The 23,986-nt window shown below is 66.9% G+C and carries 15 protein-coding genes; 7 read left to right on the top strand and 8 right to left on the bottom strand.

Features of this window, described 5'->3' with window-relative positions; genetic code table 11:
* Window position 1: 1 nt before the first annotated feature.
* Window positions 2–1,702 carry a DNA repair protein RecN gene (gene recN, locus MJD61_00190; GenBank protein MCG8553697.1) on the bottom strand — a complete coding sequence of 567 codons (1,701 nt, stop codon included), beginning with the start codon at window positions 1,700–1,702 and terminating at the stop codon, window positions 2–4.
* 203 nt (window positions 1,703–1,905) lie between these two features.
* Here recN and MJD61_00185 point away from each other — a divergent pair, with 203 nt between their 5' ends.
* Window positions 1,906–2,238, top strand: a complete 333-nt coding sequence (locus MJD61_00185; protein ID MCG8553696.1) for a hypothetical protein — start codon at window positions 1,906–1,908, stop codon at window positions 2,236–2,238.
* Between the two features lie 342 nt (window positions 2,239–2,580).
* Here the strand turns inward: MJD61_00185 and MJD61_00180 are convergent, their stop codons facing one another.
* Window positions 2,581–5,589 carry a hypothetical protein gene (locus MJD61_00180; protein ID MCG8553695.1) on the bottom strand — a complete coding sequence of 1,003 codons (3,009 nt, stop codon included), beginning with the start codon at window positions 5,587–5,589 and terminating at the stop codon, window positions 2,581–2,583.
* A gap of 818 nt (window positions 5,590–6,407) precedes the next feature.
* Here MJD61_00180 and MJD61_00175 point away from each other — a divergent pair.
* From MJD61_00175 to MJD61_00160, 4 genes are all read left to right on the top strand, one after another.
* Window positions 6,408–8,072: a hypothetical protein gene (locus MJD61_00175; GenBank protein ID MCG8553694.1), complete on the top strand. Its 1,665-nt coding sequence runs from the start codon at window positions 6,408–6,410 to the stop codon at window positions 8,070–8,072.
* Between the two features lie 76 nt (window positions 8,073–8,148).
* Window positions 8,149–9,723, top strand: coding sequence for a hypothetical protein (locus MJD61_00170; GenBank protein ID MCG8553693.1), 1,575 nt, complete (start codon window positions 8,149–8,151; stop codon window positions 9,721–9,723).
* Complete coding sequence (locus MJD61_00165) at window positions 9,720–10,559, top strand: hypothetical protein (protein MCG8553692.1); 840 nt, start codon at window positions 9,720–9,722, stop codon at window positions 10,557–10,559. Before MJD61_00170 ends, MJD61_00165 begins: the two co-directional genes overlap by 4 nt.
* A 91-nt stretch (window positions 10,560–10,650) precedes the next feature.
* Entirely contained in the window at window positions 10,651–13,281 is a 2,631-nt protein-coding gene (locus MJD61_00160; protein ID MCG8553691.1) for a discoidin domain-containing protein, read from the top strand.
* A 39-nt stretch (window positions 13,282–13,320) separates the two neighbouring features.
* Here MJD61_00160 and MJD61_00155 read toward each other — a convergent pair whose 3' ends face one another.
* The 4 genes from MJD61_00155 to MJD61_00140 are packed head-to-tail and all read right to left on the bottom strand — an operon-like array spanning window position 13,321 to window position 20,034.
* On the bottom strand, window positions 13,321–15,291 hold the full coding sequence (locus tag MJD61_00155) for a hypothetical protein (protein MCG8553690.1): 1,971 nt from the start codon (window positions 15,289–15,291) through the stop codon (window positions 13,321–13,323).
* A 10-nt stretch (window positions 15,292–15,301) separates the two neighbouring features.
* Window positions 15,302–16,411 (bottom strand): AAA family ATPase, encoded by a 1,110-nt coding sequence (locus tag MJD61_00150; GenBank protein ID MCG8553689.1) that lies wholly within the window; start codon window positions 16,409–16,411, stop codon window positions 15,302–15,304.
* A 42-nt stretch (window positions 16,412–16,453) separates the two neighbouring features.
* Entirely contained in the window at window positions 16,454–18,640 is a 2,187-nt protein-coding gene (locus MJD61_00145; protein MCG8553688.1) for a transglutaminase domain-containing protein, read from the bottom strand.
* Entirely contained in the window at window positions 18,637–20,034 is a 1,398-nt protein-coding gene (locus MJD61_00140) for a DUF58 domain-containing protein (GenBank protein ID MCG8553687.1), read from the bottom strand. Before MJD61_00140 ends, MJD61_00145 begins: the two co-directional genes overlap by 4 nt.
* A gap of 305 nt (window positions 20,035–20,339) precedes the next feature.
* Here MJD61_00140 and MJD61_00135 point away from each other — a divergent pair, with 305 nt between their 5' ends.
* On the top strand, window positions 20,340–20,855 hold the full coding sequence (locus MJD61_00135; protein ID MCG8553686.1) for a hypothetical protein: 516 nt from the start codon (window positions 20,340–20,342) through the stop codon (window positions 20,853–20,855).
* On the opposite strand, the gene MJD61_00130 is transcribed toward MJD61_00135, so the two are convergent.
* Complete coding sequence (locus tag MJD61_00130) at window positions 20,852–21,238, bottom strand: RidA family protein (protein ID MCG8553685.1); 387 nt, start codon at window positions 21,236–21,238, stop codon at window positions 20,852–20,854. The two genes, MJD61_00135 and MJD61_00130, sit on opposite strands and share 4 nt — an antisense overlap.
* A gap of 279 nt (window positions 21,239–21,517) precedes the next feature.
* Window positions 21,518–22,822 (bottom strand): PQQ-binding-like beta-propeller repeat protein, encoded by a 1,305-nt coding sequence (locus MJD61_00125; protein MCG8553684.1) that lies wholly within the window; start codon window positions 22,820–22,822, stop codon window positions 21,518–21,520.
* A gap of 196 nt (window positions 22,823–23,018) precedes the next feature.
* On the opposite strand from MJD61_00125, the gene MJD61_00120 reads away from it, so the two are divergent.
* On the top strand, window positions 23,019–23,720 hold the full coding sequence (locus MJD61_00120) for a hypothetical protein (protein MCG8553683.1): 702 nt from the start codon (window positions 23,019–23,021) through the stop codon (window positions 23,718–23,720).
* The last annotated feature ends 266 nt before the right edge of the window (window positions 23,721–23,986 follow it).

The raw sequence follows: 23,986 nt of genomic DNA, 5'->3' as shown, positions 1-23,986 counted from the left end.
CCTACTGCTCCGTGGCCCGCAGCATCTCCGCGGCCGCCGCCAGCGTCTTGCGTGTCACACGAAGCCCACCGATCATGCGCGCGAGCTCCCCCTCCCTTTCCGCCTCGGCAAGGCGGCGGATGTGGCTGCGCGTGCGACCTGCCCGCACGTGCTTCGCCACCGAAAAGTGCGCGTCCGCGAAGGCCGCAATCTGCGCGAGGTGCGTCACGCAGATGACCTGATGGTGGGCCGACACCTCTTTGACTTTGCGGCCGATCACCTCCGCTACCGCACCCCCCACGCCGGCATCCACCTCATCGAACACATACACGCCGGCCGGGCCGAGGCCTGCCAGGGCGCGCTTGAGCGCGAGCATCGCGCGTGAGAGCTCTCCTCCGCTGGCGATCGTGCCGAATGCTCGAGGCACCTCGCCGCGGTTGGTGGCGATCAGAAACTCGACCTGGTCGATGCCGGTCGGAAGCAGTCTTGCGCCCAGAAGGTTGAGCTCTCCCTCCTTGCCTGCGGGCTGAGCCACCTCGACCAAGATCTTGGCGTGGCCCATGCCGAGCGAAGCCAGCTCATCGCTCACGGTCTTCGCAAGCCTGGCCGCCACGCGCTTTCGATCCGCCGACAGCCTGCGGGCCGCGTCGCCAGCAGCGGCGACGGCGGCCTGCACTTCGGTGCTCAAGTCCTCGAGATCGTCGCTCGCACGCGCGAGCTGGCCGAGCTCCTCGACCGCTTGTTCGTGGTGCTCGAGCACCGCTTCGAGGCTGCCGCCATACTTGCGTTCCAGCCGCTCGAGCTGCTCGAGGCGCGCCTGCACCTCGGCGAGCCGTTCGGGTTGGGTCTCTATGCTCCTGGCATAGTGGCCGACATCGCGCGCCGCTTCCTCGACCTGGGTCTGCAGCGAAGTGAGCTGCCCCGCCAGCTCGGCGAGTCCGACGTCGAGCCTGGCCGCCTGTTCGAGCTTGTGCGCAGCCGATGCAAGCCGTTCGCAAGCGGCACCGTCTGCCGAGTAGAGAATCTCTTCGGCGCCGGCTGCAAGCAGACCGAGCTGCTCGGCATGTTGGCAGCGGTTGCGTTCCTCGCTGAGCCGCTGCGTCTCTCCCGGCTGCGGCTCGACCTGCTCGATCTCGCCAACTTGATAGCGCAGCAAGTCCTCACGCTCCATGCGCGATCGCACCGAGCTGCGTGTTTGCTCCAGGCGTTTGCTCGATTCGAGCAGCCGCTGGTAGGCCGCCGTCATGGCTTGGCTTTGGCTTGTCAGTTCACCGAAGGCGTCCAGAAACACCAAGTGGCGGCCGGAATCGACCAGCGTGTGGTGTTCGTGCTGCGAAGAGATGTCCGCCAGTCCTTGTGTGAGCCGTACGAGCTGGCTCGCGGGTACCAGGCGATCGTTCAGGTAGGCGCGACTGCGGCCCGTTTGCTGAATCACCCTTCGCACTACCAATTCATCCCCCGGTTCTCGGCAGCCAGCCTCGTCGAGGCGCTCGAGCGCCTGCGGGTCGTCCGCTATGTCGAACAGAGCCTCGATCTCGGCCGAGCTTGCGCCAGCTCGCACGACCTCGGCCCGTGCGCGCCCGCCCAAGACGAGCTTGAGCGCATCAACGAGAATCGATTTGCCAGCCCCGGTCTCGCCCGTGAGCACGTTCAACCCGGGTTCGAAACTGACTTCCAGTTCCTCGATGATCGCGAAGTTGTGGACCCGCAAACACAGAAGCATGGGGCTGCCGATAGCATGAGCAGCAGGGACTGTGGAGCCCGAATGGGGCATCCCCGGCCTGCGCCTGCCCGCACCAGCCGGGCCTTGACGGCCGAGCTACCTGGACTACGTAGATGGTACGGAGTCGAAAACCCGCGCGCCCCTGTCCGCTCGGACACCGAATTGCCAGTGTCCTGGATTCTTGATTAGGTGGAACTGCATACATGCGCTCGCGGCTCCTCATTGCGCTCCTGACGCTTCCAGCGCTTGCGATTGCCGCCTACAAGGTCGTCGCACTCGGCTACGGCGCGGACCTTCTGATCCCGGAAACGCTCTACACCGTCAACCTCACCATGACTGCGCAAGGTCGGGGCGAAGATCTCGTGCTGCGCGCCTTGCTGCCGGGCAGCGATGAGCGGCATCGGGCCGCACCACCCGAGCGATTCACTCCGGAAAGTGCATCAGCAGGCATCCCGATACCGGGCGCCTGCTCTCGGGTGTCTCGCTGCCCTATTGGGGGCGCACGCTCGAAATCGCTGAACGGCTGGGTCGGGTAAGCCCGCACAGACACCGCCGCTCACTGGCAGCTCAGCGCCGGTCTCGAAATCGAGCTGCACGAGGACACCCTGAGCTACTACAGCTACGTCGACGCCATGGCCAGGGCGGGCGTGGCGGTCACGCTTTAGCAACATGACGCTGCAAGAACGCACGAGTCTCGGCTCTTGACAACTACAAGGGCCGCGAGAAGCGAAGGGTGCACTTGGCGCCGGGCCTGCATGCTTGGGGTTTTGGGGTGCCTCCAACTCTCCGGGGCGGTTACGGGCTGTTTCCCGGGCGTCCCTTCCCGAGGCACGGCTGTCTTCGATTGGAATGCGGTTGCTACCAACTTGCCAAATAGACTAATGCAAGTCCACCATCTGCAGGTTGAAGCAGAACCTGTGCCGGCGGACGTGCTTCGCGTGGATGGCCAGCGTCACGTCGGCTCGCTTGCGTGCCTTGTTCGATTGGAGCTTCTCGATTAGCCAGCGGCGGCCGGTGTTGGGTCTGGCAGCGCCGCGGTGTATCCGCCTGCCGTCGACTCGGACGCTGAAATCAAACGATTCCCGAGGGCCGATCTCGGACGCGTGTGGAACGCCGTAGTAGCCCACCAGTGCCTCGCCTCGGGGAACGTCGCGGAAGCTGATTTCCAGTGTCCCTCCGCTGTCGGGGGTGGCCCGAACGCAGCGCACCATGGTGTATTCCTCGATGGTGGCGGGCTCGGAAGCGACGTACTGGCCGGGCAAGAAGGTGCCGCGTCGATTCGGGCACAGGAACTGGTCCTTGTGCGCCTGGCAGCGACGCTTCCTCTTGCGGTGGCGCACCTGCGCCTCGGCGTGCGCCAGGCGTTCGACGAAATCGTAGCGCACCCGCCTTACCCGCTCGCGCTTGCCCGAAGGCGCGAGGTCGATAGCCGGCTGCCACAGCGCCAGCGCTACCCCGACCAACAGCAACGCGGCTGCCAGGCACAGCCCTGCCGCCAAGCGCGCGCGCGCCCAGGCAGGCTCGCAAAGGCGCTCGGCCTTCTCGGTGAGCCACGCAAGCGGCCTGCTCAGCCACGCAAACGAGCCTGGCCGCCGGTCGGCCAACCACAGGGCCAGGACCAAGAGCAAAGCCAGCCCCGAGAGCGCCGCGGCCAGATGGTCGACCCAATGACGCTCGAACACGAACCGGTAGCTGCCCGGCAGCAGCTCCGTGGTGATGAACGCGCTTGGCCGAGCCTTGTTGTCGAGCGAGCTCGCCATGATGCGGATGCGCTTGGCGTCGTGGTAGGCGCGCCAGCGCGGGAAGTACGAAACGTTCAAGCGCAGCATGCCGAACGCACCCCGGTGCGCGCGCAACACGATCTCTTCGTCGTCAAAGCGCAGCACGTCGACCCGACCACCACCCTGCAGGATTCGGAAGGGCTCCGGCCTCCAGCCTTTGAAGCGATAGAACCTCAGGGGCCCGAACTCGCGCAACAGCTCGAAATCGCTCGCCGGCAAGCGCCGCTGCGCGATGGCGTAGCGGACATTGACGCTTTCCAGGGTTTCGCGATCGTAGCCCCCGAGCTTGAACACGAAGTTGGAACAGGGGGTGAAACCTGTCTTGAAGATGGGCTTGTCGATTTGCGTCGCCAGATCCATCAAGCTGTGATCGTGCTTGTGGGCGGGGACGAGGGCGACGCGGTAGAACACATCCGATGGCAGGGCTTGGCGGGCCCAGCGCACCAGGGCACGACGCTCCCGGCCGTAGGGTCGCTGACTCGCGAGCTCGAGATGGCGTTCGACGTGCGTGCTCCAGTAGGCTTGCCCGAAGGCGAGCGCGATCGGGCTCAAAAGGACGGCTAGCACAAAGGCCGCCGCCATGTAGCGCGGCGCGGGCTGCGCCCGACTCGAGGTCCGCCTGGACACGGGCAGCTTCGCAAAGCCGGACTCTTGTGTCCCTTCCGGGGTCCCACGGGCGCCCGGATCCGCCTCGCTGCTCGCCGATCGTGGCCGCAGCCGTGGCAGGCCACGCGTGACTGCGACGACGAGGTAGGCCGCCGCCACGAACCAGAACGGTTTGACCATCGTGGACATGCGTACGAACTGCACCTTGAGCAAGGAGCTCGACAGCGCCGGCAAGTGAAACTCGTCCACGAACGTGCTGCCGAAGAGGACGGGAACGCACAGGGCGATCAGCGCCGTGAACAGCAGCAGCACGTCGCGGCTGCGCAGCATGAGGACAATTCCGAGCACACCGAACGCGAGCACCAAGCCGAGCGTGCCCTCGAAGACATCGAGCTGCATCAAATCGTAGCCAAGCTCGTGGGTGCTCTTCCACCACAGACCCATGGACGAGGCGAAGCGGCGGCTTGACAGGAAAGGCAGCAGCCAGGCGCTCGAAACGACCAGGGCCAGCAGGGTCCCAACGAGGACTCGCAGCAGCGCCGCGCCAACCCGAGCATGCGGGGAAAAAGCCGCCGCGACCCCTGCCAGCAGCACAACGAGAGGCAAAAGCAAGAGCTGCACGGGGTGCGCAAGCAACGCGAGCCCAAGGCACAGCCCGAAGCCCGCCACGGGGGCCAACCTGCGCCCGCTCACCAGCGCGGGCAGACGCGAGAGCCCCAGCAGGCCGAAAGCAAGCGAAAGGCTCTGGGGCCAAACACCGAAGTGGACCGCGTACGTCCAGCCGCCCTCGCGAAAGGCGGAGGTATCCGTCATGAACGCCAGCGCTGCGAGCAGACCTACGGCACGCCCAGCCGCTTCGGAGCCGTAGCGGTAAAGCGCGTAGCCCGTGAACAGATAAAAGAGCCAGATTCCGATCCCGTACGCCTGGCTCAGGCTCAGCGAGCCGAACCCCAGCCAGCGGACGGCGTTGATCCACAGGTCGCCGAGAAACGGGTACAGGTAGTTGACCGGGTAGCCCGCGAACCAGCGGTGCGTCCAACCGAGCACGCGACCTTCGTGCACGAGATGGCGCTCGAGCTGCCAGGCCTTGAAGTAATGGACGGGATGATCGTGAGAGATCGGGCGATCGCCGCCCGCGAGCTCGCCGAGCATCTGGATGCTGATGCACACCAGCAGCGCCAGCGAGCCGAGCTCGAGCATCGTCTTGAGCGGGACGATCTCGAGGGGACCCAGGTGGCGCGGCGCCAGCCACCAGGCGCGCAGCTCCGCATGCCGGGGCCGTGTGGACACCCACAACCCGGTAGCCAGCGCCACCAGTATTCCGCTGCCAAACCACCAGAGCGGAGCGGACAACGCGCACAGGAACGCGCCCAGCGCCGCAAGCACAACACCTGCCGCGGTCGAGCCGGCCGAACGCCGCGCGACCACCGGCCGGCTTCGTACTGCGTCCGGCGGCGCGGGCCGTCCTCCGGCTTCGCGTCGGCGCGTCAGGTTCGCCATGCAAAGGCCCTGTGCAGGCGCCGCTGCTCTCCCAACGAAAGCATGCCTGACCCGGCGCCACCGGCAGGCACGTGTGCCTTCGGGGTCGGCCGAGCCCTACCTGGTGCGCGCTCCCTGGTTGGAAAGCGTGAAGAACGCGGCACTGGCTTCGAGCCCCAGGTACTGGAGAGTGTCTTCAAGATGCTCCCGTCGATCCCGAGACCCTCGGAATCGTGGGCTCTCGGTCCGATGTCGAAAACACTCCCTAACACATCGCCGTCCCCGGCTGCCTGCCTCTTTCCCGGCCGAAGACAGGGCCGAACCCGGATCGGCTCGAGGGAGCCGATCCCTCCCGAGTGGGCACCGAGTCTGTAGCTCGTGCGTGCCCGGACCTCTGCGGCGACCAGTGTGGCATACTTCTCGCTTCAGGTAGCGTCATGCAGGCAAGAGCACAGCGGGATCGTGGGTGTTGGCCGGGTACGCACAGGCGGCAGCGGCAAGGTGCAGGGCGCAGCAGGGACGCAAAGCCTGCGTGCCAGGGGGCAAGTGTTGCCAGGGTCGCAACCGAGCGCGACACAGATGTCGGGGGGTTGGGGGTGGAGAATGGCCGCGGGGCCGCCCCGGGCAGACCGTTGGCTTGCGCTCGGCGCGGAGCCTGGATCCTGGGTGCGATCGCAGCGCTTGCTGCGGGTTGCGGTTCGTCCGAGGAGCGGGCCGGGGCGGCGCACGCGGATCCGCGTACGCCTGCACCGCGCCCGGGCCTCGGCGGGGGCTCCCCGACCGGCCCGCACGGAGCTCCTGGAGGGTTCGGCATTGGCGGTGCAGCGGGGATCCCACCGATGGCACCACGGCCGCCCGAGATCGAGCTGCCGACCAATTTCGAGCAGCCGCAAGCGGGCGAAAACCAGGTCTACGTGGCCAACCCGAAGAGCAACTTGGTGGCGGTCATCGATGCGCGCTCGCTGGCGATCGAAATCGTCGAGGCGGGCGACAAGCCGCGGGTGGTGCGCACCTTTGGCACTGGCGACCAGGCCATCGTGCTCAACGTGGCTTCCGACGACGCGACCGTTCTGCGTACCGAAAAGGGCCGCACGACCACACACACGCTGCCTGTGGTTGCCGGCTGCAACCGGATCGCGGTCAGCCCCACGGGGAGCCACGCGGTGCTGTACTTCGACATCCATGCCCGCAGGCCCGGTGATCCCACGGGCAGCTTTCAGGACCTCACGGTCGCAACCTTGGCGCCGGGTGCGGAGGAGGCGGTCAACGTCACCGTGGGCTTCCGGCCGCTCTCGGTGCATTTCAGCGACGACGGCTCGACCGCATTCGTGGTTACCGAAGACGGCATCTCGGAGCTGCCGCTCGGCTCGCTCAGGCAAGCCTCGATCGCACGCTTGATCCCGCTCGGGCCCGACACCGGCGCGTTTTCCAAAGACGTCTCGATAACGAACGACGGTCGCTACGCGATCGCTCGCCGCGAGCACGACAGTACGGTGCGGCTGGTCGAGCTGTCCTCGGGTGCGGTCACCTCGCTCGAGCTGAGTGAAGTCGCCGGAGCGCTCGGGCCCGCGCCGTCGCCTCCCGTCGCCCCGGACGCGGGCGCGGACGCCGCAAGCGACGCGCACGTCGATGCCGTGCAGGCGCTGGACGCCGAGCTCGATGCGCGCAGCGACGCTTGGCAACCGCTCGATGCAGGCCTGGACGCGACCGACGCGCCCAACTCGGCGCAGCGCAGGTCACGGACGCCCACGGCGAGGCAACCGGTGGCCGTGACCGATCTCGATTTGGCTCCGAGCGGTGAGTTCGCGCTGGCCGTCCTGAGCGATCCCCAGCTGCTGCTGCGGATTCCAATTCCGAGCGGGTTCAGCGACCCCGGTCTGGTGCGCAGCATCCCGCTCGCAGGCGACATCGTCGGCTCGGTTAGCATCACGCCCGACAACCATTCGGCGCTTGTGTACACGACAGCCTTTGCCGTGGAGCGTATCGGCCTCGTCGAGCTCAATCCGCTGGCCGACACCGTTCGCGGTGTCCGGCTTCGCAAGCCCATCAAGGGCGTGGCCATCGCACCCGACGCCCGAACGGCGCTCATCGTGCACACGCGCGACCCGGCCGATCCGAACGAGCCCGGCCTCACCCCGGACCAAGTCATCGATCGGTCGTTTGCCTACAGCCTGCTCAACATCGCGAGCGGTTTCGTCAAGCTGCAGGTGACTCAAGCCGATGTTGGGCCTTTCGCGGTCATGCCCGCGAACAGCCATCTTTTCGTGCTGATTCGCAACGATCTGCAGCACGTGCGTGAGGTTCAGCGCATCGCGCTCGAGAGCCTCCAGATTTCGACCACACGGCTTGGCAGCCCTCCCCTTTCGGTGGGTGCGGTGCCGGGCACGGAGCACGCGTTCGTGGGTCAGGAGCACCCCGAGGGACGCGTGACCTTCGTGCACTGGAACTCGGGTGAGGCGCAGACCGTAACGGGTTTCGAGCTCAACAGCCGGATACGCAAGTGAGGCCCATAAGATGACGTACGCTTTGCCTTTGCGCCCGCGCGCCCGGTGCCGTGTTGGGAGCTGGGTTGGGGTCGGGATGCTGTTGCTCGCCGGCTGCGGTGACCGCCCGCCTTTCTTCGACGAGCCTCAAGTGTTTCACGCCGAGGCCACGCTGCTCGGCACTCAGGTCGTGTTCATCAACCAAACCTCGCACGTGGCCCACCGCCTCGATCTCGCCGATCCACAGCCACGGACCGAGCGGGTCGATCTGCCGCTCGAGCCAAGGCTGAGCGTGCACCGCGCAACAAGCGCCGCGGATGCAACCGAGGAGCTCTTGGTCGTGTGTGCGGGCGGACCGGCCCGAGCCGGCTCGGCCCCCCTTCCGGCCGAGCTCGCGGTGCTGGGCGTCGAAGGAAACACGCCGCGAGCCCGCTACGAGATAGCAGCGCCGTTCGATGCCATCGAGCAGTCGCACGACGGGCGCTATGCCCTGCTCTACTTCCGCGGCGTCTCGGGTGGAGGCCAGCTGCTGTTCAATCGAAACGAGATAGCGATCGTCGACCTGCAACAGCAACCCTCCGAGGACAACCCGCACCGCCGCACGCTGCGCAGCTTCGGTGAAGCGCCGCGTCGCGTGGTCTTTTCGCCCGGGATGACGATCGCGGGCACCACGCGCACCTTGGCGGTGGTCTTGTTTGACTCCTACGTGACCTTGCTCGACCTCGAGACGCTGAGCGAGCACACGGTTCAGCTCACCACCGCAGGCAACCCCAGTCTCCCCGAACAGGTGCTGTTCGGCGTGGACGATGCGCGCATCTACGTGCGCGGCAATCAGTCGAACGACGCCTACGCCCTGCAGCTGCACGAGGACCCCGAGTCGGCCCGCGGAGACTTTCGCGTCTCCATCAACCAGGTTGGCGCCGGGCGTACCCCCAGCGACATGGGCCTGTACCGCTCGCCCGAGGGCGCCCAGCTGCTGGTGCTGTCGCCGGGCAGCAACGACCTGTGGGTGATCGATGCCGCATCGAGCCGCTCGACGCGCGTGGCCCTCGAGACGGCGGCGAGTCGATTGCTGATGCTCGACGACGGGCGCGACTCGGGCAAGCCCGAGGCGCTGCTCTACGGGAACGGAAGCGTTTGGCTGAGCTTCCTCAGCCTCCAACAGATCGAGTCCCGTAAAGGTCGCAACCTGGAAACCCTGCGGCTGGCCGCGCCGGTCGAGCGGGTGGTCCCGATGCTCGAGCGAGGCGTGGTGTTGCTCGTGCACCATTCGAGTCAGGGTCCGGCTCCGGCGCTTAGCCTGCTACGGGTGCAGGACCGGACGGTCGCGCCCATCGACGCGCACCTCGACTTGGCTCAGACGAGCTTCCACACCGACGAGGCGCGACTGTGGGTGGGAGCCAAGGGGCAGCGCCAGCTCGGTATGCTGGATCTCGACAGCTTTCACGCCCAGCAGGTCGAGCTCGATGCGAGCATCGCCCAGGTCTTGCTTTCCCCGGCCGCAGCCACCGTTGCGGTCGTACACAACACCTTTGGGGGTCACCTGACGTTGCTCGATCGCATGGAACCTGCTCGCGGCGAAGCGATCGCGCTGCGGGGCTTTCTGCTGGCAGACCTGTTGCGGGGTCCGGACACGGCGATCGAGCTGGACGCCAAGCGAGGCATGCCGTGAACCGATCAGACGAACCAGCATGCGTCCCCAAGCACCGGCTTGCGCGCGCGCTGGGCGCGGCGTGCTGCATGACGGCCGTCCTGCTGCACGCACCTGTTGCGCGCAGCCAGTCGACCTCTGGACCGAGCGCCGGACCAGAGCCAAGCCCTGGCGCGCGCACCGAGTCGAGCAATCCGCTTTCACTCGGCCTGGAAATCCAGGCCATCGAGATCGGGAGCCACGGATTCGATCTGTATTCCGACGACGATGTCTCCAGGAACGCCGGAGCCTTTGTGGGCTACGATGGGATGCGACCCACGACGCACAGTGTGCTCGCGGTCGAGCTCAGCTGGAAGCTCGCTGCCGACGAAGCGCAATTCCAGCGCCAGCAGCTGGCTCGCCTGCGCACACACACGTTCAGCGCGTCGCTTTCGCTGCGCCATCAAGTCGCCGCGTGGCTCTGGCCCGAGCTGCGGTTGGGTCTGGGCGCGAGCCTGCTCCGGATGCAGCTCGGCCGGCTCGGCGGCGACGCTCCGGTCTTGCCCCAGGGCCCTTTCGATCCCTCGCTGCCGGCTTCACGTTACAAGGACCAGGGCACTGCGTTGATAGCGATGCTCGGTCTGGGAGCCAGGCTCGAGACCCCTGCCGGGTGGCTCGGCCGGGCCGGCATCAGGTTCATGCGGCAGACCCGAGCGGGCCTGCTCTTCGAGGCGGGATTCTTGCTTTCCAGCTCTACCACGCTGCGCTTGCAGCCTGCGGATCTGGCCCCGGACGCGATCGTGCCGCGCACGGCCGAGCTCGGTTCGCTCTCCCGCTCGGGCCCGTACCTGAGGGGCTCGCTGTATGTGAGGCTGTGACGCCCTCGGAGGTCATAGTTGCGCTTTGGGAGGCGAGCGTCTATGTCGGGCAGCGTTGGCGACCCGCCCGGGTCCCCGCGGCGGAAGGATCGTGACTACGTCCTCGAAACAAGCGGCGCAGCAGAGACCTCGCGCTACCTGTTTCTATGCACAGTATCTGCTCGTTGCGTCGGCTGCTGTCCTGACCTGCAGCGGGCCCCTTGGAGCGCAGCAAACCGCCACGAACCCCGAGGCTGCCGCGGCGGCCGCCAAGAAAGAAGGAGCCCCGGCTCCCGGCTCGCCTGGCGCCCAGCCCGCGACGCCCGTGCCGAGCGGGGCCTGGTCCAGCAGCGGCTGCGACTCGACCAATGTGGTTCAGACAGCTCGCGTCTACGGTGACGGCCTCAAGGGCAACCCCAGGGTGGCCGCCGACGGGGTGCTCGCCGTAGAAAGCAGCTTCTGGTCGTCGCCGTCGGCCGTCGTGCTCAAAAAGGAGACGACCGGCCTGATGGTCGACTTTGGGCGCCCGCGCAATGTTGGCGCGGTGCTCGTCCAAGGAGACAACAACGACATCTACGAGATCCAGGGTTCGCTGGACGGGCAGAGCTACCAGACCCTGTGGACGGCCGTTGCCGTGTTTCCCGCTCAGGGCCTGCGCACGCGCTGGGGCCGGCTGCCGCGCGTGGAAACCGTCCGCTACCTGCGGGTCATGCCGCAAGGCGGCGACAAGTTCTACTCGGTGTCCGAGCTCCAGGCCTACTGCAACCAGCCGGCCAACTGGTCACCCGCGCTGACCTTTCCGCCCGAGAAGACCGGTTGGGCTGCCATCGACGACAGCGTCGTGGTGTTCCTCAAAGGGCTGACCGCCGGGCTCGGCGGCCTGCTGCTGTTGTGGACTTTCCTTTTGCACCGCCGCGGCCGCCCGCACTACCTCAAGAAGCTGCGCGACGGTTTGCTGGCAGGATTCGGCATCTTTTCCTTCTTGCTGTTCTGGAATCTGGGTCACTTCCACTACGACCACTACATTCACATCTGGGAGCACTACCACTACTACGTGGGCGCAAAGTACGCGCCCGAGCTCGGGTACTCGCGCCTGTACGAATGCACGACCGCCGCGGACATTGCCGACGGACACCTGCAGCGCGTCAAGGACCGCAAGATGCGCAACCTGGTCACCAACGAGCTCGGCAGCACCGAACACATCATCAAGGACCCCACGCTGTGCACGCGACACTTCAGCAAGGAGCGCTGGGAGGAGTTTCGCGCAGACATACGCAAGTTCCGCGGCTTCTTTCCGGCCGATCGCTGGGATCAGTCGCAAACCGACCACGGCTTCAACGCCACCCCGGTATGGACCATCGCCGGCCGGGCGCTTGCAGCGACCTTCCCGATCAAGAGCTGGAACACGATCATCGGTCTGGGCATCGTTGATTCCGTGCTGCTGATCGGCATGTGGGCGGCCGTGTGGTGGGCCTTTGGCTGGCGCAGCATGTGCGTGGCGTTGCTTTGGTGGGGTACGAATTTCCCCGCGCGCTACTTCTGGACCGGCGGCGCCTACCTGCGGATGGACTGGATAGCGTTCCTGGTGCTCGGGCTGTGCCTGCTGCGCAAGGACAAGATGTTCAGCGGCGGGCTCGCACTGACCTACGCGGCGCTGCTGCGGATCTTCCCCGGCTTCGTCGTCATCGCCATGATCCTCAAGGCCCTGATGTACATGGTGCGTGAGCGCCGGTGGGTCCTATCTTCGGAGCACAAACGCTTTGCCGCAGGCTGTTTGGTCGCGCTGGCGGCGCTCATGCCGCTTTCCGCAGTGGCCACGGGAAGCCTGAGCTCGTGGGTCGTGTTCGCGCAGAACAGCGCGAAGCACCTGGATACTCCGCTCACCAACAACATGGGCCTGAAGACGGCGATCGGGTTCGAGTTCGACAAACGTGCCATCGGCATGCGCAACGACGACTTGTCCGATCCGTTCGGCGATTGGAAAGAACGCAAGCGTGAGACCTACGCAGCGCGCAAGCCCCTGCTCCTTTTGCTGATCGCGAGCGTGCTGTTCATGGTGGCCATCGCGGTCGAGCGAGAAAAGGACTGGGTGGCGGCCTGCGTCGGTGCGGGCCTGATTCCGGTCATGGCGGAGCTCACCTGCTACTACTACGGTTTCCTGCTGGCGTACGGACTGCTCTGGAAGCGTCACAAACTACCGGCCATCGTGGCCTGTGCGATGTCCATGCTCACCTGCATGGCGCCCACGTTCTGGCCCTGGACCGACGATCATTTCACCGCGATGGGCATGATCGTCTCGTTCGGCATCTTTCTGGTCAGCTCGTACCTGGCCTATTCTGCGTACTCGGACCGGCGCACAGCATTGGGATTGGGCGGCACCAAGGAACAGGGAAGCGGCGCAGCCGTAGCTGCCGGGGGTGCGGCAAAGACGAGCGGCAGTCCGGAGCCGAGCCCCACCGCTGCAGCGCCGGCAGCGCCGGGCGAGGCCAGCGCAGGGTCGCCAGGCGCCGCGACGGTGGCGAGTGGAGCCGGCGAGCAGGCTTCCGGCGCGCCCCAAGCCGAAGCCCGTCAGACCGGAGCCGAGGCCAAGACCGAAGTCGGGGCCGAGACCGAAGTCGAGGCCAGGGACGCGCCGGTGAAGTCGAAGAGAGCCTCCGGCCACAAGAGCTCCAACGGGGGCAAGGGCCGCAAGTCGCGCCGCAAGAAGCACAAGAAGGGACGGCCAGCCTCGGCTAGCAATTAGATTCAGCTTTGGCCCGCCGATCGTCGAGACCCTGGCAAGCTACTCCAGGTCGAAAAGCACCTGGAACATATCGCGTCCCACCGCAGTCGAGCCGTCCAGCGAGTGGATGTCGGTTTGCGCCAGGTCCACCCGCGGCGCGAATACTTCTGCGTGAAAGCGTTCGACAAGGCTCCGGGCAAGCGCATCCGCATCGCTCTTGCCATCCGCGCGTACGCGAGCGCAGCCCAGCACGGCGCCGTGGGACGCGGCCAGGCACACCTGACCGCCGCTGCCATCGCCCTGCACGTGCACGGCGAGCCCGTTGTCCTCGCTGCGAAGTCGTGGGGACCGAGCCAGCAGCTCGGCCGCACGCTCGGCGAGCCCACCGCCCCGAACGACGAAGCGTGCCGGCAGGGCCAGCTCGAGCCTGCGAAACACGCCGGGATCGCTTTGGCACGCCCCGTCGTAGTAGCCGCGCGCCCTTTCGCTCAAACCCCGCTCCCAAGCGCTGTGTGCGGCCAGCGCCTGGGTACGGGCCCGCAGCAGCTTCTCGGCTCGAGGCAGGCCATCGAGTGCCTTGCTGGCAAGGTCGAGCGCTCGCTCGTGCTCGCCCATTTCGAGCGCTGCTTCGGCCAGGAAGGCGTCGTAGTAAGCGTTCGCCGGTGGACGCTTGTCTTGCTTTCGGGCCAAACGCAGCGCCTCGCTTGCCACTCCAGGACCCACGATGCGGATGATCTCACCCACCAGCCACGGCGGCGCCACCGCGCTCTTGGCGCTGCCGATCTGGAACGTGCCCACCAGGCGAGCGTTGTCCGACAGCAAGCGAGCCGCCAAGGCTCCCGAGCGCCAACCCTCGAAGCGCAGCCAAGCGGCCGTGAGCCAGGCGAGCGGCCGCTTGTACACGGGTTCTATCGACGCTGCCTCGAGCCGCAGGCTCGCTTGCATGCGCCTTGCCAGACGCCCCAGCAGCGCCACGATCACCCGGTCCTGGGCCGGATCGCGGCTGTTGTGGGCACGCCGGTCCGGTGCGACGAGCGCCTTGCTCGTGATGCGGGCAGCGGCGTCAGCGCGGCCCGCCAGGAGCAAGAAGGCCGCCAGAGCGCGACGCGACTCGTTGCGATCGGCATTGCGCGCATACGGAGGTCTGCGCGCGCGGTAGCGTGGAACCTCGCGCAGCGCCCCGAGGGCTTCCCCGAAGCGTCCTTCCCGGGTGTAGAGCTCAGCCAGCTCCATCCACGGGTTGCCGTAGTACGCAAGGCGCGCCTCGGTGGCTTCGCGGCTGGCGCGCTCGGCCTCATCGAGCCGGAACAGCGAGCGTGCCGCCTCGGCGAGGTTGGTAAGGTCAACCGCCGATGCCGGACCGAGGCCGTCTTGCGAGGCGTCCACGGCGCGCTTGCAGGCTTCGTAGCTGCTGCCGTCGTTGCCGGCCTCGAACTCGATGGCGCACAGCGCGTTGTAGGCCGTGCTGCGCTGGCTCTGGATGTCGGTCGCCAGCCCAAGGCGGGCCGATAGTCGTGCTTCCTCGAAGCGTCCGAGCTTCATGAGCGGCCAGGCGCGCTCGGCAATCATGTCCGGCTCATACAGGGAATTGTATTTGGCAATGTATTCGAGCTTCTTTGCGTGATGTTCCAGGTCACCGTGCGCCCACGCGAGCTCCCGCAGCAGCTGCGCGTGCCAGCGCCACGATGTATCGGCTCCCCCTCGATGGCCGAAACGCCGCTCGAACAGCTGTTCGGCCAGCTTTAGGTGGTACAGCGCTCTCGGGAAGTCCGCTTCGCCGTAATGGTGGACGAATCCCAGCACGAGATGGGCGACGAACGAGCGGGGCCGCTCCTTCAAGATGGCCTCCGCCTGCTCGCGAGCTTTGATGTGCCGGCGAGCTTCTACCAGTTTCCAGGCTGCGAGCTCCTCTTCGCTCGCGTCGAGCCCCGTGATGCGGGTCAGGGGCACCTTTTCGATCTGCGCGGCCACAGGCTGAGCCAAGAGACCCATGAGGGCGGCGCATAGTGGCAAGCGGGCTCCGCTCTTCACGTCGAGCTGCTCACGGGTTTCGGTCGTCCTCGAGGCTGGGTGCCGGAGCCGCGGGGGTCGCCGGGCGCCGCCTCAAGCTCAGCCTGGCGAGCGTTTCCATGACCGGACCGGCGTTGGATCGCACGACCTCGGCCTTGTCATCCACCCCTGGCACGCACTCCATGCGGTGCGCGAATACCCGCGGCGCCAGATGCTCCAGGTCTTCGGGCGCAACGTAGTCACGTCCGTTGACAAAAGCGCGCGCCTGCAGCGCCGGCATCAACAAGACCAGGGAGCGTGTGGACGCGCCCTGCAGCACGCGCGGATCATCCCTCAGGGCCCGCGCCAGGTCGACCAGCGCCTCGCGCACGGGCTGGGTCAGCGCCACGTGCTGGCGGATCAGAGCGCGTGCGGTGAGCAGCTCCTGGCGCGAGACACGAGGGCGCTCGGCAGCGAGCTCCAGGCTGGTCTTGGGGTAGTTGTCCAGCACCCTGAGCTCCGCCGTGCGCTCGAGGTGGGTCATTTCGATCTTGAAGAGGAAGCGATCGAGCTGCGGTACGGGCAAGGGATAGGTTCCCGCCACGTCGAGCGGGTTTTGGGTTGCAACGACGAAGAACAGCTCGTCGAGCTTGTAGGTGTGGTTGTCGACCGTCACCTGCTTTTCCGCCATGGCTTCGAGCATGGCGGCCTGCACCTTGGGCGAGGTTCGGTTGATCTCGTCCGCCAGCACGATGTGGGCGAAAATAGGGCCGCGCCTGAATGTAAAGGTGCTGCTGTCCGGTTCGAACACGGTCGCCCCCGTCACATCGCTCGGCAACAGGTCCGGGGTGAACTGGATGCGCCGGAAGGGCACGATCGGTGCGTCGATTGCGCCGATTGCGTCGGTCGCGTCGATTGCGTCGGTGGTGGTGTCGCTGAGCGAATCGCCCAGAGCCCTCGCGAGCGTGGTCTTGCCGGAGCCCGGATAGTCTTCAAGCAGCACGTGGCCGTCCGCCAACAGCGCCACCAGGACGAGCTCGATCACCTCGTCCCGGCCGATGACGGCTGTCCGCAGGCGTTCGGAGAGTCGTTGAACGACCCGCTGGGCGGCCTCGAAGCTCAGGTCGGGTGGGGCAACCGGTGCAGCTTGCGAATGCGTCATCGGCACATGTCCTTCAGCGGCGAGTCTTGGGGGCGGGCTTCATCAGCGACTTTGCAGCCATGACCACGGGATCAAGATACCAAGCATCCTACGCCACCACGGCACACTGCGACGCAGCTCGCTGCGCACCCGGTGAGCGCTGAGCTGCAGCTCGGAGGATTCGGGGTTTCTCCGGCTGCCGTACGCGGCTGCCAGGTGCCAGCGCGTGAGACCCGCGAACGACGGGCAGGTAGCCTCGATCCGGGTCGCGAAGCGCTCGCGCGATTCGCCTGCACGCCGCCTGAGCTGCAGCTCGGCAAGTCGGTCGAGCTCCGCACGGTACGCCACGCGCGCCATGGCGCCTGGCCCGGCGAAGCTCGGCGCAATGCGACGCCAGGTCTTGACGCCGTACAGCAGCGCCAGCGCGAGCACGAGTGCAACGAGCAGGAAGCGAGCCAGGGCGAGCGATGCTTCGCGGAGCGAGGCCAGGATGGGCTTGAAGCTGCGTTCTTCGCTCTGCAGCAGCGGTCGCTCGCCACGTGCCATCTGTCCGAGCAGGCGCTGCAAGTCGGGATCGGGCGGCTGCATCGCAGCATCCAGGCTGCGCTCCGGAAACACGTCGGCGATCACCCAGCCCGTACCTTCGAGGTAGAGCTCGGGCCAGGCATGGGAGTTTTCCCCGGAAAGCAGGATCGCAGAACCGCCCTGCCGCGAGGACTCGTCCACGACGTAGCCCGTGGCCACGCGGGCAGGCATGCCCAGGGCGCGCATCAGGTATGCCGAGGCATGGGCGAAGTGTACACAGTAGCCGGTCTTGTCTCCAAACAAGAAGTCGGCGGTGGGATCGGCCGCGCGGGCATGACGACTTCGCAGGCTGTAGACCCCCTGCTTGCTCAGGTACGACGCGATGGCGAGCGCCCGTACCATGGGATCGTGTCGCAGATGAGGGTCCACCCGATCGAGGATCTCGTGTGCCAGTGCCCCGTAGCGTGGGTCCTCCGGCAGACCGGTGTAATGGTCGAGGGCTTCTCCGGTGAGCTTCTCGCCTCCTGCTTCGCGTCCCAGCAGCGCAAAGGCGTCGCTGGTCAATACCGCCGAGGTCACCCTGTACGCGCGCCTGAAGCGCGTGGGATCGGGGTTGGGTGCGGGAGCCATCCGGATCGGCGACTCCAGACCGAAAGGCTGCATGTGGTCGGTAAGAAGCACCACGGTCGTGTCGAGGGTCGCTCGATCCCCTTCGGCGTTCGGTACCTCGGCCACGGTCGTGGGCTCGGCCGGAAAGCTCGCGGCGACGTCGGAGTCCAGGCCGTGTCGGGTTGCGCGCACCAGCCGGCGCCCGTTGAACTGGCTGAAGGCGCCTTGCCGGAAGTAGTACATGCCGTTCGGCGGCGAGTAATCGTCGTGCAGCAGCACCACCGCCACCGGAGTCTGGCGATTGGACTCGTGGTAGTTGTCCCGAAAATCGAGATCTCGCTGATTGCTGCCGCTGCGGTTGCGGTTGCGTCCTCCTCGTTCGTCGCCTTTGCTCGTCTTGTCGGGCTTTCCCCGCAGCCCCAAGGCATCTTGTTGCTTCTTTGCGAACAAGTTGAAGTGTTCGGTGCTGGTCGCAACAAACAGCACCAAGGCGCTGACGACCGCGATGTGCAAGCCCGCGCGCGCGATGCTGCGTTCGCTCAGGAGCACGAGCAGCATGACGGCCGCCGTCACGGCGCCGAGCCCGAGAAACACGAGCCCCGGATCGCCGCCCGCTTCGATGATCGGATCGGCGATCTCGAAGGGCCGGTTGATCGCTCCCCGCCGGTGGGCGGCGACCAGCTGCGCGAAGATCAACGCCACGCACGCGACTTCGAGCACTGCGATCGAGCGCCAGCGAGCCGCGGCGGCGCGCAGGCCCGTTGCGGCACACAGCGCACCCAGGCCGAACCCGATGCTCTCTCCGACCGCGAGCGCCGAAGTGGGCCCGAGCTTAGCGGCGAGCGTGGCGCTGCCCACGAGCGCCGCGCGCAGCACGAGCACGAGGCCGGATCCTGCCGCCGCAGCCGCCACGATGGCGTGCAGCCGCCAGCGCGAGCGTGCCAGCCGCAGGCCGAGCTCCGAGCCGGCTGCAGCGCCCAGCGCTGCCCCGAGAGCGACATAGGGCAGCGTCAGGGGCAGTGCAAAAGCGAGGCCCCCCAGCAGGTACACCACAAACCGCAGCACTCGGGTGAGGTTGCGCTCGTCTGCTTCCGAGGACCTGATGCGAGCGTTCACGCTCCCCCCGATACGCCCTGGCGCCCACCCTGATCGCGCAGGTGAAGCTCGCTGAGCTGGCGTCCCGAAACACGATCGTAGATGCTGACCTGGCAGCGCGTTTCGCCGAGCCTGCGCAGCACTTCGCGTAGCGGCGCCGCGGGGGTGTGGCCCGATGCTTGCGGCAACAAGAGCAGCCGTGCCACATGGGTTGGCTGGCTTGCCGAGGCGATGCCGTCCACGCCGACGACGAAGCGCACGGTGCGACCGGGCTTGCGCGAAGCCGCGACGGCCCGATCCAGCCACGACCCCGGCTGCGCGGGGACGAACACGACCGCGCTCACCGGGCCGCTGCGCTCGGCCTGGCGCAGGAACTCCTCGAGCCCCAGCGCACCTTGTTCGTGCAGGCCGCCCGAACGCATCAGGGTCGCCAGGGCGGCTTCGAGCCGGGTCACGGGAAAGGGGTCCTCGTCGCTACCGAAGACCCAATCTCGGCCAAGAAGGTTGCGCTCCAGGGCCATTCGCGCAACGGCGGCGCTCGCCTCGTCCAAAGGCCCCGCCACCAAGTAGCCCGCGGTGCGTTGAGCCTGAGCCAGGGCACGCTCGGGTTTGCGAATCATGAGCTTTCGCGTGCGCCCATAGGCCTTCCAGTGAATGAACCGCGCCGGATCCCCCGGGACGTAACGGTGCAGCTCGAGCCGGTCCCCGGACTCGACTCCCATGGGATGCGGCAGGTCGTCGCCACCACTGAGCGAGCGCAGCACCGGAGTACGCGCGAGCTTGCCCAGGTGGGGTAGGACATCGAGCGCCAGGCTGGCCTGCTGCCTGAGGCCGAGCGCGGCCAGCCCGAACACGTCGCTGACCACGATGCGTCGAACTGTCCGGCGAAACTGGCCCCTGCGCTGGAACCTCACCTGCTCTGCTCGGCGAGCGGCGCTCGTTTCCGGCTGCACTTCTACGCCTTCGGGCTCGAGCCATTGCCAGTCGAGGTGCAGGAGCGGCAGCCAGGTCAAGGCGGGCAGCTCGAAGCTCGTAGGCAGGCTCGCCGCGGTCTCGGCCAACAGCGGCTCGGCCTCGCTCGCCTCTTGCCGGCGCAGCCGCCACCTGAGTCCGAGCGCTCCCAGGGCCACGGCGGCCAAGCTCAGCGCGCCCAGTCCCAAGCCCGCATACCCGACCACCAACAGCACCATGTCGAGCTGCGCGTGGGCCATGACGCGAAGAACGAAGGCGGCGCCGGCCACAAACAGCAGGCCCAAGGGCGTCAGCGGAAACCAGTCGGCCCAGCGTGTCCACAGCGGCTTCGCCCGGCGCAGAGCGCCGAGGCGACGAGCGAGCGATCCCAGGAGCTTTGTTGGAAAGTTCTTGATCAACTGGAACGCAAGCGCGTGCCCGTGTGGGCCTCGCTGTGTTGCCAAACGGGCTGTTGCCTGACCTTGTCTTACACTAGACTGCATGAGGGCCAAGAGCTGTCCCCCGATCTATGCCGGCGGCTTCGGGCGCGCGTCCCGTACCTGCGGCTGTGCGGCCGTTGCAGGTACGTTGGCGCGCTCCTCGCGCAAAGGGGCAAGCCCGGGTGGCGGGGGCGCGAAGGTGGGATGAAATGAACGTCGCACGTTGGTCGATCGCATTGTCAAGCATAGCCTGGATTGGCTGCGGAGGCGCGGCGGGCACGTCGGGGCCCACAGCCAAGGCCAACCGGGCCGGCGCGGGACATGAGCGCATGGCAAACCGGAGCGGGGATGACGCGACCGCCCCTGGCCCCGTCGCTCCGGTGCAGCGACGGGGTGGCAAGCAGATGACGGTCGCCGTGGGTCGCGGCGGTGCCACGCTCGAGCTCGACAACGGGGCGAGGATCGTGATTCCCGCCGGCACCTTGCGGCAAGCGACCGACGTCGTGTTCATGCAGGCCAAGCCCACGACCGCCTTCTCGAACTACGACGACCAGACACCTCTTGGGCCCACCTTGCAGCTCAGTCCCGAGATGCAGGCGCCGGCGGGCAGCAAGATCGTGCTGTCGGTACCGCTCTCGCAGATGCCCGACGGGTACACCGGCAACGATGTCGAGGTCGCTCACGAAGAACTCGACGAACGGCAGCGGGCCTACGGCGATCAGAGCACCGTGACCCGCTGGCACTACGGTGACGCCGGCCTACGAGCGGGGCGGCTGTACGCCGAGTTCGACTACGTATCCGGCATGCGCCTGCAATTCGTGGCGTCGCGAGAGGACTACTACTAGAGCTGAGCGATCGCGTCGATCTCCACCCGTGCTCCCAAGGGCAGCGCCGCCACCGCCACGGTGGAGCGCGCTGGTGGCACCAACCCCTCGAAGTAACTGCCGTACACCTCGTTCACGGCCCGGAAGTCGTCCATGTTCGTGAGGTAGATCGTCGTCTTGAGCACCTGCCCGAGGGTGCAGCCGGCCGCCTCGAGCACGGCCAGCAGGTTTTTCATGACCTGGTGCGTCTGCTCCACGATGCCGCCATCGACAAGGGTGCCCGTCGCCGGATCGAGTGGAATCTGACCAGACGAGAACACCAGCTCCTGGGTTCGGATGGCGTGCGAGTAGGGACCCACAGCCTCGGGTGCCTGTCTAGCAACGATCTGCCGACGACGTTCCATCGCTTCACCTCGCTCTTGCGACCAACCCCTTACGGGCAGGTCGCAGGATAGCAGCAATGGACGGAGGGGCCCGTTTTCAGGGCCCCTCCTAAGGAACGTCAGGAGTGGACATGGAATCTCGAAGCAACCCGTGTGCCAGTCTTCGACTGTTGCCGCCAGCGTCAGCGGCGGAAGCCCGGCTCGAGATCCAGAGCTTCATCCAGCAGTAACCGCTCGAGCATACCTGGACGGACCCCTACCCGGTTGCCCGCAACGTCACCGCCAGGCCCCACAACAGCGTCAAGGGCTTGGCGGGCGTTCGTTTGCTGACGCCTGCTCGCATCGGAGCGCCGAATCCGTGAGAGCGTACACCGCGCCGCCTCGGGTCCCGAAGTACAGGGCGTTGTCCGGCCCCAGGGTCGGGGTCGAGTCGATCCTGCCTGCGGTGCGATATGTCCAGCGCAGCCGTCCGTGCGGGTCGAACGCGTATAGCTTGTGATCGTGCGCGCCCACGTAGATGCTTCCCCGCACGCCGACCACGGCCCCAGAACGGCTGCCCGCCTCGGTGGAGTACGCGAGCGGTAGTCGATGGTGCCAGCGTACGCGCCCCAGCCTGGCGTCCAGGCTCAGGATCGTGGCTCTGGGACCGAAGCTGCTCGCGATCACACCACCGTGAGCGTCCAGGGCAGGCCGGGCTCTCACGTGGCCGCCCAGGTTCGCGGCCCAGCGCAGGCGCCCGTCCGCTGACAGCGCATACAGCCGATCGTCATCCGATCCAACGTAGACGTTACCGTGCTGCCCGACCAGGGGCGCTGCGTCCACGTCGCCGCGGGTGCGGTAGCGCCAGCGTACGCGACCTGCGCGGTCCACGGCGTACAGGTGATCGTCCTGGCTGCCCGTGTAGATGGTTCCGTCGGGCCCCAGCGCTGGGCTCGAGTAGATCTTTGCCGGCACGCGCAAGCGCCACAGCTCGCGACCCTGGGCGCCGAGCGCGTACAGGCTGGCGCCTGCCGCGAAGTACAGTGTCCCGTCGGGCGCCTGGGCCGGGGTGGTGTCAGCCTCCCCGGCTGTCCGGAATCGCCAGCGCAGCTCGCCGGTCGCGCTGAAGGACCACAGGGCACGAGCGTCCGAGCCCACGAACACGTGCCCGTTCTTGCCCACCAGAGCCCCCGAGTAGACCTTGCCACCGAGAAACCGGCTCCAGCGCCGCTTCCCATGCCGGTCGAGAGCGTACAGGTAACCATCGTGCGATCCGACGTACACGGACCCGCCATCCGGGGACAGTGCCGGGCTGGCGGTGACGGGGCCGCCCGTCTCGAAGCGCCAGCGAAGCACGGGCTCGATGGGTTTTCGGCAAGGGCCGCGCCCGGGCGCGATCGAGCAGCCCGTCGCACTGCAGCGAAGCGCGTGCTGTGCCGGACCGTCGCGAGCCACCGCGGGCGCTTTCCGGTCCACCATGGCAGCAGGTCCATGCTCCACGGTCAGCCCGGGAGACTCGGGCTCGTGCGCCCTGCGGCCGCGCTCGATCTGGATTCCCGACGCAGCCGCGAGCGCCGCAACGCTCACGGACAGGCTCACCACGCGGTCGCTTGGACGCCGGGTCACTGTTTGCTGTTCGTCGCCTGGCGGTCGGACCGGTTACACAGATCTCGCCGGACCAAACGATCGCTGCCGGGAAGCGCGTTTTCGCCCGGATTCGTTCGGTCCGAGCCTTGCGGGCCTGGTAGTTCTGGTGGCAGACTGTGCGCGAGTTCCTGACGCGATCGCCAGCCGGGCGTCCCAGTGAAAGGACTTGTTGATAATGACACGCATCGTTCCACAGCTCGCTATCTTCGCTCTCCTGTTGGGGACCGTAGCCTGCGGCTCCGGCGACTCAGCGGGGCGCGATGGTTGGTGCGCCATGATGTCGGACGCGCCTCCCTACCCTGGAAACATGCAGCATGCTCACATCTTTGGCTGCATGGACGGCATTTCTGTCCACGAAGACATCGACGGACCGGCACCCCATGAGGATTGTCGCATTGAATACGAGTGCCTCGACCCCGCCACGCGCACGGGCTGCGTGTTCGACGAAATCGAGGCGGATATGGATATCTTGTACACGCCTCGCGGCGGAGCCATGGAGGAGCTCCACGGTTTTCAGATCGAGATCAAGGGCCACAATTTTCTTCCGGAAGTTGCTGGATTCCCCGCGCGCTACGAGTTGGGACCCCAGTCTGCGGGCAATACGATTCGGATGGACTTCGAGGTCAAACCCATGTTTCACGGACGCACCATCTTTGAGGAGTCGTCGGTGGGTGGCGGGGGCAGCTACCTGATGATGCACCAGCTGTCGGGCACCGTGGACCCCCAGGGGATCCTCTCTCAGGACGGCTTCGTCGGCTTCACCTTCTTTGCCGTGCTTGGGGGAGGAGGATTGAGCGCGGGGCCGAGCGGGGACTGGATCGCGGGCACCGTCAACGCCCCCTGCTCGCGCATGCCGGACCTGAACCAGGCGGATTAGTCTTAGCCCAGCGGTTCGGTTCGACACGGCGGTTCGGTTCGACACGGCGGTTCGGTTCGACACGGCGCTGCAGGTTGGTGGCCGATGCTGGGCAGGCTCGCCGGCAGGCGTTCGCCGGCGGCGTGCGGGCCATCCGCCGCCGCGCCCCCCTCAAGCTGTTGATTTTACTGATCTCAAGGTCCGGAGCGCAGTGTGCACCCGGTAAAAACGCACCGCCGATGCCCCACCGGTGAGACGCACCCGCACCGGTCACGGCACCGGGCTCG

The organism is Pseudomonadota bacterium, from assembly GCA_022361155.1.
Taxonomy (GTDB): domain Bacteria; phylum Myxococcota_A; class Polyangia; order Polyangiales; family JAKSBK01; genus JAKSBK01.
Note: the sequence above shows the minus strand (reverse complement) of the source record. Positions and strands in the feature narration are given on the sequence as shown.